Genomic DNA, 15108 nt, shown 5'->3' with positions numbered 1-15108 from the left:
CGTCCATTTTTGAACTATATATATGCAATGGTTCCATATGTGATACAGGAAGCTGAGCTGATAAAAGTCATTGAAACTATGAAAACGTGGTTTCATCACGGAACAAAATAATTATTACTGTAGTAATTTATAGAGAAATCTATAAAATCAAATTAATGAGATTGTGAGAACTTATTTGATTTAAGTGATTTTCGCATTGCTCAAGCCAATATTGATTACTACGAAAGTGTGGGCAACCTCGCCGATTATGGCTTGGTTGCCCACTTTTTATTTCACCATCATAACCCAAGAATAGTCCAGATTATCCTTGCGTAAAGGCAATGGAAATTCACAGCAACATATGGTATTATGACTTTAACAAGGATTGAATTACTGATTATTTATATAATAGGGAGTAACTATGAAGAAGAAAACAAAAGTATCAATCATTATTATAGCTTGCATTGCTTTAATTGGAGTATTAGGGTACTTACTAATTGGCAATCCTATTATGTTTATCAATAATCAGAAATTAAAAAACTCAGTCCAATCTATTGATAGTGAGACGGTTCAGTTAAATGATGTCGTTCCTTTTGAGTGGGACTTCCTCTATACCTTTGATCCGTATCAAAGCAAAGAAGAAATTGAAAAAATTGTTAGATTTAAGAGTGCTGATATTAAGGAAAACAACATTAATGAAGGAATGGTACATTTGCTTTTCGTCAAGGGTGATAAAGTGGTGGCAAGTATCCTTGGATATGGTAGTAATTTAGGTTATAACATAGACTTCACATCCAAAGAGGAACAAAATGTAACATTTGTAGAAGATGCTCAATTCAATGTAACAAGGGCAGATGGAATTATAACATTGATCTACGCAAAATGAGCATAATGGGGACCTTAGTAGCAGGACGACTCTGTAAGGCAGGAGCCGTCCTGCTTTCCGATTACATCCCCAAAATCGTCCAAATATAGAGCGGTGCCGTTAAGGTAAACACCAGACAGGCAAATAATATTGCCGGGGCACTCCACTCAAATTGACCATGTTTGCGATAATCAAAATACGCCATCCCAAGTTTGGCAAAGAAAAACACAGCCAAAATAAGATCGATTGCTGGGAATACCACATTGTTTACTACCGTTTTTATCTGCCCTGAAGCATCTCGCCATGTGCCCTCAATTGCTCCCGCCACATCCCCGGTACCGGCTGCAAAAGCCGTTGTACAGAAAAGCATTGAGAGCGCAAAGGCACAAGTCAGTATCAAGACTCTTTTTTTATTTTTTGTCATATAGACCGCCTTTCTTTCTTTACATATTTTCAACACAAAATCCCTGCGGATGAGAATAATCATTTCCCGCCCACAGGGATTTCTATTGTTGTCTTTCCTTCTTTTAGGGCTTTAGCGGAGCGACATGCCAATCATCCCAAAGTGATCCCCTGATAACCAGACTATCAGTCAAATTTGCTGAAAACATTCCGACAGGAGTCCAGCTATCAAGCGCCCAGGTATTAACTTCATAGCTTCCATCCGGCATCCAAATCGGACTGAAGTGTGTTCGGTTCTTGTAAGTTGAATAATTGTTTTTTTGAAACTCAAAGCGAGCAGTGCTGCCACTTTGCATTCGCTCCAGCAGTCTCCAATAAGAACCATAGTTAAACTCAGGAAAATAGCTTACAGCATTCTGCGGATTTGTTATAGCAGTAGACTGATTGCTGCTAACTGATGCTGATACCTCTTGGTTAATTCCATAGCCTGATTTCATTGTGCGACCATTAGCTGTGGGATTTTTGCTGTCGCAAAGGATGGTCATACTCGCAGAAAAAGAAGCATAATATCTGTTTAAATCAAACCCCCACCATCCATGATCACACCAATATCCATCCTCGTCATCTCCGTGCCACACCCAATATGCTCTCCACCATGGACTCCAAACTGTCCAGTCAGCTCTTATTTTTTCTGCTCGCAGTGGAACAATGTTTTTCTGAAAACTATCGTTTCTATCATCAGCGATAGGGTTAGGCGGAGGATTCTTATCCATGTCTATAATCTTGCAGTTTATGATGCTCTTATCTGTTCCGCCTGGACCTCTTACAGATACATGAATTACCATGTCCTGCTCAGTCGCCGGGGTTCTCCATTTTACCCAAGCAAGCTGACTATCTCCACTTGGATAATAGACATTGCCTACATTATAGGTTGTGCCGTTTATGGTGAAGTCTACCCGAGTTGAATTATCGGGATCGGACTGGCCTCCGCTTACCCTTACTGATGTAATTACCTCGGTATTTACCCTATACTCATAATCATAGGCAGAAACCACAGGAGGTTCTGGTTCTTCCTGAAAACGAACAATACCAAGACCGAGGCTGGATTTAATATCCGCATTTGAGGCGGTAGTGGTTTTGCTGCCACTCCATGCCGGATAGCCAAGATCCGAAACCTCTAGAAACATAGAGAGAGGCAAGTTTTTATGGGACAATGATGTCATCTGTTTTCTAAGCAAGCCGCTTACCTGTTCATCATATAGGGCTGCTTCGGTAGCCGTGGTAGCAATCATCACACCCTCAAATTTGTAGAAGGCAAAGGGCTCGAGGAGTAGCTTGTAATCACCATTAATCAGCACATCATAGTCCATACCTGTATGATTTGAAATTAATTTCACCGTATATTCCGAGCAAAAAAACCTTTTTATAGCATCAATATTGTTACTGCCGCTAGTGCTTACTATACGCGGCATTGCTTGAGAAGGATTTATATATTGAAATGTTCCTTGTTGTGGAGATAGACTTTGCCCACTGCTATAACTTAACTTACTAACCTTGCCAAAATGAACTATAGTTGAAGGGGGAATTTTGTTAGTAAGATCAATTGGAATTGTCACTACTGCATGATCGCTGGCTCTTACCACAGTCACTCTTACACCATCATTCCCCGGTGTCCATGAGTTGGTGCTTGTGCCGTCACCCATTCCGCCTCCGCCGCCATCAATATTCCCATCTCCAACTGCAAAAGCTGGCTGAGAAGAACAGCATATCAAAGCAAAACACAGGCAAATTGCCATTAATATTTTCTTCATTCAAACTCCTTTCCGCAATAAAAAATGCACCGCCTATGCAGTGCATTTTATTGCTATATTTATTTACTCACCCATAATCCCCACTTGCTTATTAATATCTCCATCGCTTTCACCTGCGATTCCTTGATTCTCTCCGCTGTTTTTAATCCACCCGAACCCCGGAAGGTAGGTTTCACCTTTACTATTAACATCCCCGCCTTGAGGCTGATTATCACTCTTAGGTGGTGTGCTTGGTTTTTCTACCTTGTTATGCTCAACTGGTTTATCCTGTTCCGTGACCTTTTCGCCGTTGGGCTTTTGGTCTGGATTTTTAAGCTGTTCATCGGTATATTTAGGCTTTACAGGATCAGGCTGAATGGTCTGCTCAGTACCTTTATCTACTCCGTTGGCATTATTGGTTTCCATTTCGATTTCAATAGGCGGCACTTTAATATCATCTTCTTTTTCTGTTATATCAGGGCTTTCTACTGCTACCTTCTGCGTGTCGCTATTTTGGTCAGGCAGATCCAAGTCATTTATAGACGGTACCTTAAACTGGCTCATGATTGCTACGAAAAGTACCATACTTAGCACCAGCCCGCCTGAAATAATCAGCCATTTCTTCACTTTGTTATTTATATTTTTCATAAAGGCATTCTCCTTGTCTATAGTTTAATCTATTTTGTTAAGCCACACCCTACCACATGATAGTTCAAAAGTCTATCAATATTATAAAAAGCTTTTGAATACTCCATTAACATAGATTCTGTACTTAAAACCTTGGGGTATAACCGGCGCTGTTTTTCAATTTGATTTGCATAGGCGGCAGTAGCTTTCCACCAAAGGATACCGGCACTTCCAGCATAATGGTGCTGTCAGCTTGAAACCGTGCCAAGCTTTGATCCCCTGTCGCAAAGGGTGCATTTTTAATATTTACAGAGAGTCCCCATATACGAAATTCCAATTTATCTTCCGAGGTACGCTTTTCATGATATCCGCTACTTTGTCTGAGCCCAAGGATATTATCCAGTCTATTATATATATCGCCATAATCAAGACTTTCTTCAAAGTCAGATGCAATTGGCTGATAAGCTCCCGAATATCCTTCACGGACACCATGATATACATCATCGTAATTATCATTAACTGTCGAAATAACAGCGGCCTGCACGGCATCCCGAACACCTTGTGCTACAATCATCAGACGGAAATATTCCGAAATACCACTGAAAATCAAAACCAGAGATAAGGTGATGGCTATGATAAGGGGAAAGGATGCTGCTCTTTTATCTTTTATAATCCTTTTAAATTTTTCCATGTCACCACCTACTTCCAATAGACTTCTGATTTTCCTGCAGCATCTGAGCGCAGGGTAATGGGAAACGAACCAAAGCCTGAAAACAATCCGATATTAGCTTGATAGGTGACTGTTACTGTGAATTCCTCATTCAGCTGGATTTTGCCTGTCTTTGACCATGTTACCGTAGGATTAAGCCCTGTCTTTTCAGATAGCATCTGTTCCCGGCGGGTGGTTTCAGTACCTACACGGCCTGCAATTTCTGCTTCCCGAATCAGCTCTACAGCGAAGGTATCTATCTGCTGTTTTTGGATATAGACAGGAAAAACTTTCACAGCAAGTGCTATAACCAGCATGGCGGAGATTACCAGAATGCAGATATCAATGTAACCCTCGGCTCGCCTGCTTTTTAGAATGTGTTTAGTTCTTTTCAGCATGACACCGCCCTCCTAAAACATCCCGCCAAGGGAATGGATAATTTCATAGATAATAATTGCCATATATGTCATCAGAAAGCACATGAGCATGGCAAAGGAAAATATACGGATTTTAGGCGGTATCTTCATGGCCTGTGCTTTTAACCTTTGCAGCTCCAGCTGTTTCATATCATGAGAGAGCATTTGAAAATACATGGCACTGTCATCCCCTCGCAGTACGCCGATAAGACCACGGGTAATGTCTGAGAGCATGGGAGAATTAAACCTTGCTTCAAAGCGTGTGAGAGCAGCTTCATAAGAAGATGAACGCATATCGGCAGTAAGAATATCCAGCTCAGCGGCAAAGTCCTCTCCTGCATTTCTCTTAAAGCTTTCCAACATGGACAGTACATCCCGGCTTGCTTTCAGCTCCTGGGTGATGGTCGCCACAAACCTTGGAAGCTCCTGCTCAATCCTGTTTCTCTTTACAGACAGAGCCTCATCTGCCTTGCGAATCTCCTTAAAATAGATAAGAACGGCAAGAAACAATACGATAGGTGCTAAAAGGGGCAGCACCACAAGGCAGGGTATAACCACCAAGGCAACGGCAGTAGATTTAACAATGGCCATTGCTGTAAAGAGTTCCGGTGTTTCTGAAAAACCTGCAGCAGACAACACATTGGCCATGCGGCTTTTTTTATACTCGTCCATTGGGATATATGCTGACAGCTTTACTGCTGCTGAATGTAATGCAGTGTCAATGGTTTTGGGCTTGGATTTTGCCTGTTTTCCTGCCAATAGCATTGCCTTCTCCGTGGCAAGGGTAGGAAGTTTTAGCAGATCAGCGGCAATAAAAAAGAGTCCTAATCCAAGGAGGACTCCGAATAAAAGTATATAGATTGTCATCGGTTACCTCCTGTATTCAATAGGCTGAGTCAGCTTAATAACAAATGCCGTAGAAATGAAAATCACTGCGGCACATATAGTTAAAATAACCTGACCCAGCGGAGTATGCATCAAGGTATGATACCAGTCTTTGTTCAAGAAATATAAGAGGGGAATGTTTCCCACTACCAAAAGCTGCATGATGATAAATTCCTTTCGAGGTTCAAACACCATATTCTCCAGCTCACCGTTTACTACACGCATATCGCTGAGCTTAGTCACAATGGGTGTTAGAGTTGTTTTCAGACTCCTATCATGCTGGCAGGCAATGATTGCATCGCACCATTCCTGAAACACGGCGTTATCTATTTGTTCCTTTAGATCGAGTAGAACGGCTGTCACATCAGGATTTATTAGCTTAACACTTGATACAAATCCGCGAAAAACATTTAGTACCGGCTGATTAAGATAAGGAATATTTTCCTCCACCGCCGTTAGGATATCCTCATTTCTAAGATAGGCAGTAGTAATAATACTAAGGGCTGTTTCAAGCTCTGCTGCAATATCCTTTTTGAAATGGCCAGCCGTAAGCTTTACCCACCAAAGGGGCAAAAACATACATCCTACAGCCATAACAGGGACTAAAAAGATATTCCCCATCATGATAGCGATAGATGCACCAATGCAAAAGAACAGCAAGGCAGCCCCGCAAATCATAGGAAACTTTGCCGTTCTCCCGGTTACTTTGAGAATGCTCTGTACTTCAGCAATCTCCCGGCGAAGATAGGATTTCTTTTTACGGCGGGTACTTTCATTGATCTCATCACGAAGGGATCTGGGCTTATCAGTAAGTTTTGCAAATATGGTGTTCGTGAACTCCATAGGTGATAGGTTTAGCAAAATAAAAAAACCTGCAATCATTCCGATACAGGCAACAAGCAAAATGGTTATCATGCAGTTTTTACCCCCTCCCTTAAAGCAATGATGATTGGCTGGGGCATACCATTTTCCAGAAGCCTTTTAGCTAGACTCTCTGAAATAGTATTCACCTGCCTATGGTGTCCTTCAATGATGAAATTACCTTCCTCCATACGGTTTTCCTCTATAACATACTGAAACAGCGAACGAAAATGCCTTGTTCCGTCAGGCAGGATTTCACATTCCTGTATTTCCATCATTCGGCGCTGCTTATTTTCCAGCTGCTTGCAAAATACTACGATTGGATATGCTTCTGTCACATAATCCATAAGAGTGGCATCGCTCATATCTACGGCACGCTTACATAGGGATACCATACGGCGATAGGTTGCCTCACAGGAGTTGGAGTGGATGGTGGTAAGCACAGCTACACCTGTCCTTGCTGCTTCTTGAGCGGCATTAGCTTCAGCCCCGCGCATCTCACCGACTACCACAATATCAGGGTTAAAACGAAGAGCCATATCTAAAAGAGCAATTTGATCCACACGCTGGCGCTCATTATCGGAATCACGGGTAAGGGTATGAATGACTGAATTTGTCACTTTACCATCCTTTTCCCTCACCAAGGCAAGCTCACGGGAGCCATTTTCAATGGTGTAGATACGTTTGTTGTCCGGAATGGTTGTAAGTATCCACCCGGCAACAGTGGTTTTGCCACTGGAGGTAGCCCCTGCCACACACACGGAAATACCATAGCGGACACATAGGGATAAAAAGTCCAGCATGGGTTCAGTAGCGGTGCCGCTATTTACAAAATCTTCTTTTTGCATTGACTGTGGATTTACAATACGAATGGATGCCGCTACACCCACATCTTCGTCTACGATAGGGCTTTTTAATACTGCAATACGAATATTTTTAGATAGATGCCCCAGTACAATAGGACTTGCGTTGTCCAGCACCATACCGCTGATATGAAGCATGCGGCGAATAACATTGACTGCATGTTCGGGGCTGTCAAAGCTTTCTGTAAGCTTCACGGTGCGGCCGTCGCTATATTGCACTTCGATGTCCCTCCAGCTATTGATGTCGATTTCTTCAATGCCTGTGCCGAAGATATATTTAGTTAAAAAACCAAACTCCGCCATTTCAGTATAGAGTGCATCAGCAAGGGCATCACCGCTTATGCCGTTTACAGATATACGGTTATTCTGCAGATATTTGGTTATATATCGTTTCATCTGTACCTTGGCATCGGAGCGGTTACCTGTAATAAGAGTGCTATAATTTTCCGAAATATATTCCTGTACATCGCTTAATACCGTAGAAAAATCCTTGCCCTCGCTTTCCGGTGCAAAAAATAGTGCATGAGCTCGGGATATGCCTTTTAAATCAATGAGGCCATTTTCAGATTGTCTTTGTTCTTCTTTGGTAGCAACGACATTTTTATTTTTAGCTGACATCAAAACACCTCCTTGACGATTTTTTCAATTTCTTTTCTAAACTGGCGGCTATCCTTGAGGGATAAGTCTACAAGGAGATTCCCGGCAAGATATTGCTGTTCCAATTCCTGTGAATGATTAAGGATAAAGGCGGCAGACCCCAGTGCATGCACTGTCTGATCCTGTGCCTGCTGGGGCTTCACATTCGCAGACACCTTATATTGCTTATCCGCATCCCATTTGCTGTCACGAAGGAGCGTTAGCTGGCTGGACAGATAGCTGATGGACTTTAAATCCGCATTGGCAAGGCGCAGGACGCTATCGGATTCCATCAGTGCCAATGCAGAGAGGATGTCGCTTGCAATATAACTGCTGCAATCCACAACAATAAAAGAAGCCACCTTGCGAAGTTCACAAAGAAGCTCTTTTGCCTGCACCTCTGAATAAGGCGGGTAGGTATATTCATTTTCGCCCTTTTTCATTCCTAAAATTGTGAGATAGCTGTTCTTTTTTAATGTCACAAGATTGTGCTTTATTAAAGGCTCTGTCACATGGGTAGCGGCAAGAACACTGCCAAGAGAATGCTCGCTTTCAATCTCAGAGGGCGGACAGATACAAGGCAGCATCGGAGCAGTCATATCGCATAGCAGTAGCACCACATTTTTCTTTTTATCTGCAAGATATTTTGCAATTTTTACGGCAGTCACGGTTTTGCCGCTGCCCGGACTGCCCCAAACAGCAAGGATACCCCCTTGCAATTCTTCTTCAGTAGCCGGTTCCTCACTCCGTACAGAGCGGGAAAAGATGCCTTTCTTTTTAAAGTTCATTTATTCAGTCACCTCATTCTCAACAGGCTGTTCAGGCTTTGATTCCAAATCTGCTTTTTCCTGTTCCTCTGTATCATTGTTCTTCTCTATGGGATACAAGGCCTCGTTAATTTCATCCTGTACTTCAATAAACTTGGCAGTGTTTGCTGGTGTACCACGGTACACAAGAGAGAGGTGAAGTTTTCCGTCTGCCTCAAGTTCTGCCAGCACCTTGCTTTGTTCAGAAGATACAAGCAAGGTTACCGTAGAAGGTAGCTCCCTTTCATCATCATTGGGCTTTATTTCTCCTGTATTGGCATCATAGCCGCTGGGAGCAGTTACGCTGATAATTTCTACATATTTAAGTTCCGCAGGGATAACGGTTAAGCCCTGTTTCTTGTAATCAGGAGCAATAACAGACACTATATCTCCGCTTTGCAGTTTACCTGACAGGCCGTTTGCAAAGTTTTTAATGGTAACAGACATGGCCTGCTTACTCCCATCTAAATTATAAAGATAAGCATTTTCAGCAGCCGGTATATCGGACAGCTTGGTATTTAGAATATAGTCACCGATAGAAAGATCCGCTTTTGCGTATTTCCCTATCACGGTATCTTTTTGCCTGATAACATTCTCGGGCAGGCCAAATCCGCCGACTTCGGCAATCTGCACCATATCCTTGGTTATCTCATCACCGGCTTTAATCTCCTTTGTCACCCTAACAATTTCAGTTTTCTGACTGACTGTTTTATTAAACAGCGGTGTCACACCGAAACAGATGATCAAAGACAGTAAAATACAGATTACGCCCAGCACGGTGCGGTTTTTCAGTAAATTCATGAACTGTTCCTCCTTGATATTTAATTATGGATATTAAATAAATCCACCAAATCTTAAAATGTATGCCGGCAGGAAGCCTACGACTAATATAGGCAGCAAGGGCATTTCCATATGGACATTCCATAGTTTCTTTTTACGGTGAAGATGATTCGATGCTATTTTCCATATGCATATTCCTATGGGTAGCGGTAAAGCCAAGGCAAATGCCCAGATGGAAGCATCTATGCCCAAAACTGAGCAGGCAGCGGCAATGAATTTAACATCGCCTCCGCCCATATGCTTTTCATCAATCCATGCAGCAATAAAAAATGGGATGGAAAGCAGTGCCCCTAAAAAGTTGACGGGGCTGAAGTTAATCAGCCCCGTCAAAAATATTAGGATACAGATGCTGTCGGGAATCATTCTTTTCTGTAAATCCCATCCGGCAGCTGCTATAAGGAGGCTACAAAAAAGCACCCCCTGAAGGATGCCGTTAGCCTGCATAGTTAAACATTTCTTTGATTCGCTGAACCAAGGTCGGAAGCACAGTACCCTCCAGCAAGGCATAAAGTCCTGCAAGGAGCAGAGCCCCAAGCACAACGGCAATCAGAATCTTAACTGCTGTGTCAATATAGCCTTCCGCACGATTACTGACAAACACTGCTTGGCTTCTCATTTTAAAAATCTGCAATTTTGCAGGCAGGGACTGGATGCCGGTGTTCACATAATTTGCTGTATGGGCGATCCTTTTTTTCATATTACTAATGAGTCTTTTCATAGTGATATTCTCCTTTATATTTCAATTTTTTGTTGATAGTTTTGCTTACTCAAAATGGTAAGTTACAGAGTAGGTAATATTACTCTTGTTATACATGCAGTTGTGATTCGTATAATAATAAAACTCCAGCTGAGTATATACACCTGCACCGAGAGTACGGCTGAATGTAATGCCGTTTGAAGTAGTGCCGTAGTCCAGTTGATCCCACTGTCCTGTAAGCTTATTTAAGCCCCTCACTCTTCCGAAGTCAGAGCCGCTGTGACCGGAAACCGGCGGAACTGTGAATGTGTATTCGGTTATAGTAGCACCTTCAAGTCCATTTTCTAATATGACTGAATCAGGACCGGTAAGTGTCATGCCTCCGCCGCCGTTGGAATCGGCTACAAAGAACACAATGGCTGCCCATGGCGACTCAGCCCCTGCTGTATCAACCGCTTTTACTCGTACCAGATTTCTTCCCAGGGGATAAACTTGTGTTTTGGCATTTCTGTTTTCCCAGACAAGAGTTACTGCATCGCCATCCGGGTCTGAGCTTGCAGCTGTGATGGTGACAGGGGTTCCCGGTGCTACACTGTTGCCGTTTGGTGTTCTTGTGATAACCGGGGTTAGGGGTGCAGAGTTTGCAATGGTGAATGTCTTAGATACCCATTCCGAATATAGTTCTGTGCTGTCTTTGGCACGGACACGGATTGTATGGGTGCCCACAGCGTAGTAATCATCTGCGGTTTTGTTTTCCCATTCCAAGGTGGTTGAATCGCCGTCAGCATCGCTTGCCTTGGCAGTGATATCTACGAAAAACTTACCGTCTTTAGCGGTTCTGGTAGGGGTTGCCGTCAGTGTTACCGTAGGGGCTGAACTTGTGATGGTAAAGCTTTTTTCTGCCCAAGGAGAATACGCTCCTGCAATGTCCTTTGCCCTGACACGAATTGTGTGGGTACCTGGGATATAGTAGCCATCGGCTGATACTCCATCGTATTCCAATGTCACCGCATCCCCATCAGGATCAGTGGCATCAGCTTTGATATCCACAAAGAATTTTCCGTCCTGTACAGTTCGGGAAGGAGTTGCCGTAACCGTTGGCGCATCGGGAGGGGTGTTTGTAACGGTAATACTTTCGGAATGACTGATGGTTCGTCCGGCACTGTCGGTAATAGTTGCGGTCAGCATAAAATCGCCTACATCGTGGATAGAAATACTGCCGCCGTTGTTATCGAGTGTACCTTGGAATATGCTATCTTCACTATCCTTTTGCAGCTTCCAGACTGCGGTATAACCGTCAATATGCTGGACATCTTTAACGGCTACAGTGAAATTTGTTCCATAATGGATTGTTTTAGGGATTGCAAATGTGTACTTCATCACCGGCAATATATTTACCCTTTGGCTGTTAGAAAAGCTGCGGCCGAGATAATCGGTCATGGTAGCAGTAAGGACATATTCTCCATGAGACTTAAAGTTGATTTTGCCGCCTTGGGCATTAAGATTGCCGCTGAATGTTTCACTTAATGAAATGCTCTTACCGTCTTTTTCTACTGTCCATTCCACCGGAAGCACATTGTTGTTTCCGAAGGTGCGCAGATCAATGACCGTATCGGTATAGGCAAGCCCCGGAAGTTCAAATCCGATTGTCAGTACGGGTAAGACTTCACACTTGCCGCCCGGTTCAAATAAGAATACCCTGCCTGTTTCATCGGTGAGCCTTGCCACTAACTCATAGATACCGGCTCGTTTGAACCTGATAGTACCGCCGTTATTAGCAAGACAGCCGTCTATAAAGGTGTTCCAATCCTGAAAACCATAGGTGTTATCCACCAGCCATTCAATGGCAAGACCATCCAGATTAGCGGAATTGGTATTGACTACAATATCAGTATCGGTGTGTGCGTACCTTGGCAGACTAAAGCTTACAGTTGGCACAGGATATACATTGAAGCTTTGTTCATAGCTATAACTTCTGCCACCTTCATCGGTAAACTCTGCCTTTAAAAAGTAGCTGCCCTTTTCCTTAAATTGCAGACTACCTCCCGTATTACTGAGTGCACCTATGGCCGCATCAGATAGAGCAATTTCTTTTCCGTCACGAGTTAATGACCAAGCGGCGATATCACTGCCGATTTCATTAAAGACTGCCTCCACCGTAACGCTTTTATCCGTATGGAAGATTTCGGGCAAATAAAACCCGGCTGAGCCAACAGGATATACCGTGATCGTAGCCGTATCGGCAAACACCCTGCCCGTTATATCGGTGACAGAGGCTGTCAGGGTATACACGCCTTTTTCCTTGAAGCGAACACTGCCTTTAGTGAGATTCCCTTCTATAAATGTACTGATATTGGCAGGTTCACCGTTTCGACTCAGAGTGTAGGCTATGGTTAAGCCGTCTGCTTCCTTGGTTTCTGTCTGCATAGCAATGGTTTTGTCTGTATGGGAAACAGCAGGCAATTCAAGCTTTACTTCTGAAACAGGGTAGACATTGATGGTATCGGAGGCATTAACTGTTTTGCCAAGTCCGTCAGTGATAGCAGCGTTCAATACATAATTACCTTTTTCTTTGAACATCACTGTGCCGCCTTGGGAGTTTAGCTCCCCTAAGATACCTTCCGTGATATCTATAGCTGTGCCGTCTTTTTCCAGTGACCAAACCACTTCATTAATTCCAAGGTTTTCAGTTGAAAGCTCTACGGCAACAGCTGTATCGGTGTGTGCTGTCTCAGGCAATTTGAAACCTGCTGAAACCACCGGATAAATTTCAATAGCCTGCTCATGACTTGCCGTAACACCACGACTGTTTTTAACAGTTGCAGTAAGGGTGAAATTACCGGCTTGTAAAAACTGCACTTTTCCGCCATCTGCCGTCAGCTCACCTTTGATAACATCTGTTAGCTCCATAGGGACACCATCTCTTTGAACTGTCCACAAGATGCTACTGACATAGCGGCTATTTGGCTTTACTTCAATTTCATCGGTTGTGTAGGCAGTTTCCGGCAAAAGAAAGGAAAACTGAGGTGTCGGTACATAGGAAGAGCCGCCGCTGCCTGAAGATTTTTCCTCTGGTTCTGTAACAGACGGTTTTTCCGGTTCTTCATTTTTAATCTGTTCCTTAGCCTTTTCTGTATCCACCAGCATCTCAAAGGCTTCACCACGAGTTGCGTTCTTATCGGGGCGAACTGTGCCGTCCGGATATCCATCTATAATGTGGTAATACTTGCCGGTACAGATGTATGCCTTTTGTTCCTCGTTAAGCTGGCTCTCATCTAAGAATCCAAGCATACAGGGACAGGAGGGATCATGATTTTCCTTGCCCATAGCCCTCACCAGCATACGGATCATTTCCATTCGGGTGATAGGTTCATCAGGCAAAAACTTATTGCTAAAATCACCTTTTTGAATAATGCCTGCAATGACAAGAGCCTCTACATCCGATTCGGACCAATGCCCTGGAATGTCAGTAAAGTGGATTGTGATATCCTTGTCTGTGGACTTTGGCAGTTCCATTGTCCTTGCTATCAAAGTTGCAAATTCTGCCCTTGTAATAATATTGTCGGGGTGTACCAGACCATCGGGATAGCCTGCAATTACACCTTTTTCCGCAAGGATATTTATAGCTTCCTCTGCCCAATGCCCTTTGGCATCTTCAAAGTACCGATGGGCTGCATAGGCACTTCCTGCAAATAGCGAAAGCACTACACAGAGTATCAGCAAAAAGCTGGTAGGTCTTTTTATCTTTGTACTCATTGACATCCCCCTTACATTCCGGCCATCTGCTGGCTTTGTTCTTGTTTTGGAGCTTCTTGCACCTGTTCCTTGGACTGCTTTTGTGCCATCGTCTGCTCATAGGCAGAAAGCACTGCTTTATCAAAGGCTTGCTTTGCCTCCTTCGTGCAGGGAAAGCAGATGTCTTTGTATTCTCCGGTTTGCCCTTTATATTGGGGCATGGATACAAACAGGCCTTTTGTACCCTCTAAAATGCGGACTTTAGATACGGCAAAAAATCCGTTGATATTGACCGATGCATTGGCTTTCAGTGTACCGTCTGTTTTCACAGGATAAATGCGCACATTAAACTGCATCGGGTTTTCTTGCGGCAGCTCCTGCTTAGTGGCTGCTTGTGCTGCTGTTTTTGGCATAGCTTATTCCTCCTAAAATGATTGTGACATGGACTCTGCCATGCCCTTGATTTGACCATCTTCTTCAAAAGCAATCTGCTTAAATCCGAAACGGTCGCAGTAATGATATTCACTGCCTTCCTCGTCATATAGTTCCACCACATCGGACATAGACAGCGAATGCCCCCTATATCCGGGAGGATGATTTATATTGCAGCGGGTGTAAATAGCTTCAAGGTCGTTTGTTTCAAGCTGTCCATCGTACACGATGCCGTAATGCTCCGGAGAAGGGTCTCCAAATTGGCTTATCATTTCATCCAAGCCGATAAATTTCATATACACATCCGTATCAGGCTTAAGCTGCCAGATACGAACATTTTTCAGAGATACAGCGGCCTCTATACTGCCTGCAATCTGTTCCCCGACAAGAAGCCGTTCCATGACACCATCTGTCCACTGTGGAACTAATCCTTTCTTTTGCAGCCAACTTTCCAGTTCTTCATTTTGAAAGATAGAGTCCATAATGGCATTTTCTTTATTGACGTATCCGGCAGGATTGCCATAATAAAAAACGACACCGCCTTTCTCTTTTATACCTTGCATTT

16 protein-coding genes are annotated in these 15108 nt (G+C 43.4%); 1 reads left to right on the top strand and 15 read right to left on the bottom strand.

Annotated elements, in window-relative coordinates:
* Positions 1-400: 400 nt before the first annotated feature.
* Entirely contained in the window at positions 401-865 is a 465-nt protein-coding gene (locus tag JG770_RS02625; protein WP_291954815.1) for a hypothetical protein, read from the top strand.
* 61 nt (positions 866-926) lie between these two features.
* Here the strand turns inward: JG770_RS02625 and JG770_RS02620 are convergent, their stop codons facing one another.
* The 15 genes from JG770_RS02620 to JG770_RS02550 all read right to left on the bottom strand — a co-directional run bounded on the left by JG770_RS02620 (position 927) and on the right by JG770_RS02550 (position 15106).
* Positions 927-1268, bottom strand: a complete 342-nt coding sequence (locus JG770_RS02620) for a DUF3852 domain-containing protein (protein WP_291954812.1) — start codon at positions 1266-1268, stop codon at positions 927-929.
* 103 nt (positions 1269-1371) lie between these two features.
* Positions 1372-3042 carry a hypothetical protein gene (locus tag JG770_RS02615; protein ID WP_363320886.1) on the bottom strand — a complete coding sequence of 557 codons (1671 nt, stop codon included), beginning with the start codon at positions 3040-3042 and terminating at the stop codon, positions 1372-1374.
* Between the two features lie 78 nt (positions 3043-3120).
* Positions 3121-3684 (bottom strand): DUF6550 family protein, encoded by a 564-nt coding sequence (locus tag JG770_RS02610; protein ID WP_291954807.1) that lies wholly within the window; start codon positions 3682-3684, stop codon positions 3121-3123.
* A gap of 124 nt (positions 3685-3808) precedes the next feature.
* Positions 3809-4354 (bottom strand): hypothetical protein, encoded by a 546-nt coding sequence (locus JG770_RS02605; RefSeq protein WP_291954805.1) that lies wholly within the window; start codon positions 4352-4354, stop codon positions 3809-3811.
* Between the two features lie 8 nt (positions 4355-4362).
* Complete coding sequence (locus tag JG770_RS02600; protein WP_291954804.1) at positions 4363-4770, bottom strand: DUF4320 family protein; 408 nt, start codon at positions 4768-4770, stop codon at positions 4363-4365.
* Between the two features lie 12 nt (positions 4771-4782).
* Positions 4783-5655, bottom strand: coding sequence for a secretion protein F (locus tag JG770_RS02595; protein WP_291954799.1), 873 nt, complete (start codon positions 5653-5655; stop codon positions 4783-4785).
* A gap of 3 nt (positions 5656-5658) precedes the next feature.
* Positions 5659-6588 carry a hypothetical protein gene (locus JG770_RS02590; RefSeq protein WP_291954797.1) on the bottom strand — a complete coding sequence of 310 codons (930 nt, stop codon included), beginning with the start codon at positions 6586-6588 and terminating at the stop codon, positions 5659-5661.
* Positions 6585-8015: an ATPase, T2SS/T4P/T4SS family gene (locus tag JG770_RS02585; protein WP_291954795.1), complete on the bottom strand. Its 1431-nt coding sequence runs from the start codon at positions 8013-8015 to the stop codon at positions 6585-6587. The genes JG770_RS02590 and JG770_RS02585 overlap by 4 nt, the downstream gene beginning before the upstream one ends.
* Positions 8015-8821: a ParA family protein gene (locus JG770_RS02580; RefSeq protein ID WP_291954793.1), complete on the bottom strand. Its 807-nt coding sequence runs from the start codon at positions 8819-8821 to the stop codon at positions 8015-8017. Before JG770_RS02580 ends, JG770_RS02585 begins: the two co-directional genes overlap by 1 nt.
* Entirely contained in the window at positions 8822-9640 is an 819-nt protein-coding gene (locus JG770_RS02575; RefSeq protein WP_291954790.1) for a Flp pilus assembly protein CpaB, read from the bottom strand. It lies immediately after the preceding gene.
* Between the two features lie 33 nt (positions 9641-9673).
* On the bottom strand, positions 9674-10123 hold the full coding sequence (locus JG770_RS02570; protein WP_291954787.1) for an A24 family peptidase: 450 nt from the start codon (positions 10121-10123) through the stop codon (positions 9674-9676).
* Positions 10113-10397, bottom strand: a complete 285-nt coding sequence (locus JG770_RS02565; RefSeq protein WP_291954785.1) for a DUF6133 family protein — start codon at positions 10395-10397, stop codon at positions 10113-10115. The genes JG770_RS02570 and JG770_RS02565 overlap by 11 nt, the downstream gene beginning before the upstream one ends.
* 45 nt (positions 10398-10442) lie before the next feature.
* Complete coding sequence (locus tag JG770_RS02560; RefSeq protein WP_291954782.1) at positions 10443-14132, bottom strand: S-layer homology domain-containing protein; 3690 nt, start codon at positions 14130-14132, stop codon at positions 10443-10445.
* A gap of 11 nt (positions 14133-14143) precedes the next feature.
* On the bottom strand, positions 14144-14524 hold the full coding sequence (locus JG770_RS02555; protein WP_291954780.1) for a SpoVG family protein: 381 nt from the start codon (positions 14522-14524) through the stop codon (positions 14144-14146).
* 12 nt (positions 14525-14536) lie between these two features.
* Positions 14537-15106: a YodL domain-containing protein gene (locus JG770_RS02550; protein ID WP_291954779.1), complete on the bottom strand. Its 570-nt coding sequence runs from the start codon at positions 15104-15106 to the stop codon at positions 14537-14539.
* Positions 15107-15108: the final 2 nt, after the last annotated feature.

The sequence above is a fragment of the Mahella sp. genome, from assembly GCF_020054945.1.
In the GTDB taxonomy this organism is placed as follows: domain Bacteria; phylum Bacillota; class Clostridia; order Mahellales; family Mahellaceae; genus Mahella.
Note: the sequence above shows the minus strand (reverse complement) of the source record. Positions and strands in the feature narration are given on the sequence as shown.

Excerpts from the sequence above, each read along its gene's own strand:
- JG770_RS02625 (WP_291954815.1), top strand. The coding sequence starts at position 401 with ATGAAGAAGAAAACAAAAGTATCAATCATTATTATAGCTTGCATTGCT.
- JG770_RS02620 (WP_291954812.1), bottom strand. The coding sequence starts at position 1,268 with ATGACAAAAAATAAAAAAAGAGTCTTGATACTGACTTGTGCCTTTGCG.
- JG770_RS02615 (WP_363320886.1), bottom strand. The coding sequence starts at position 3,042 with ATGGCAATTTGCCTGTGTTTTGCTTTGATATGCTGTTCTTCTCAGCCA.
- JG770_RS02610 (WP_291954807.1), bottom strand. The coding sequence starts at position 3,684 with ATGAAAAATATAAATAACAAAGTGAAGAAATGGCTGATTATTTCAGGC.
- JG770_RS02605 (WP_291954805.1), bottom strand. The coding sequence starts at position 4,354 with ATGGAAAAATTTAAAAGGATTATAAAAGATAAAAGAGCAGCATCCTTT.
- JG770_RS02600 (WP_291954804.1), bottom strand. The coding sequence starts at position 4,770 with ATGCTGAAAAGAACTAAACACATTCTAAAAAGCAGGCGAGCCGAGGGT.
- JG770_RS02595 (WP_291954799.1), bottom strand. The coding sequence starts at position 5,655 with ATGACAATCTATATACTTTTATTCGGAGTCCTCCTTGGATTAGGACTC.
- JG770_RS02590 (WP_291954797.1), bottom strand. The coding sequence starts at position 6,588 with ATGATAACCATTTTGCTTGTTGCCTGTATCGGAATGATTGCAGGTTTT.
- JG770_RS02585 (WP_291954795.1), bottom strand. The coding sequence starts at position 8,015 with ATGTCAGCTAAAAATAAAAATGTCGTTGCTACCAAAGAAGAACAAAGA.
- JG770_RS02580 (WP_291954793.1), bottom strand. The coding sequence starts at position 8,821 with ATGAACTTTAAAAAGAAAGGCATCTTTTCCCGCTCTGTACGGAGTGAG.
- JG770_RS02575 (WP_291954790.1), bottom strand. The coding sequence starts at position 9,640 with ATGAATTTACTGAAAAACCGCACCGTGCTGGGCGTAATCTGTATTTTA.
- JG770_RS02570 (WP_291954787.1), bottom strand. The coding sequence starts at position 10,123 with ATGCAGGCTAACGGCATCCTTCAGGGGGTGCTTTTTTGTAGCCTCCTT.
- JG770_RS02565 (WP_291954785.1), bottom strand. The coding sequence starts at position 10,397 with ATGAAAAGACTCATTAGTAATATGAAAAAAAGGATCGCCCATACAGCA.
- JG770_RS02560 (WP_291954782.1), bottom strand. The coding sequence starts at position 14,132 with ATGAGTACAAAGATAAAAAGACCTACCAGCTTTTTGCTGATACTCTGT.
- JG770_RS02555 (WP_291954780.1), bottom strand. The coding sequence starts at position 14,524 with ATGCCAAAAACAGCAGCACAAGCAGCCACTAAGCAGGAGCTGCCGCAA.
- JG770_RS02550 (WP_291954779.1), bottom strand. The coding sequence starts at position 15,106 with ATGCAAGGTATAAAAGAGAAAGGCGGTGTCGTTTTTTATTATGGCAAT.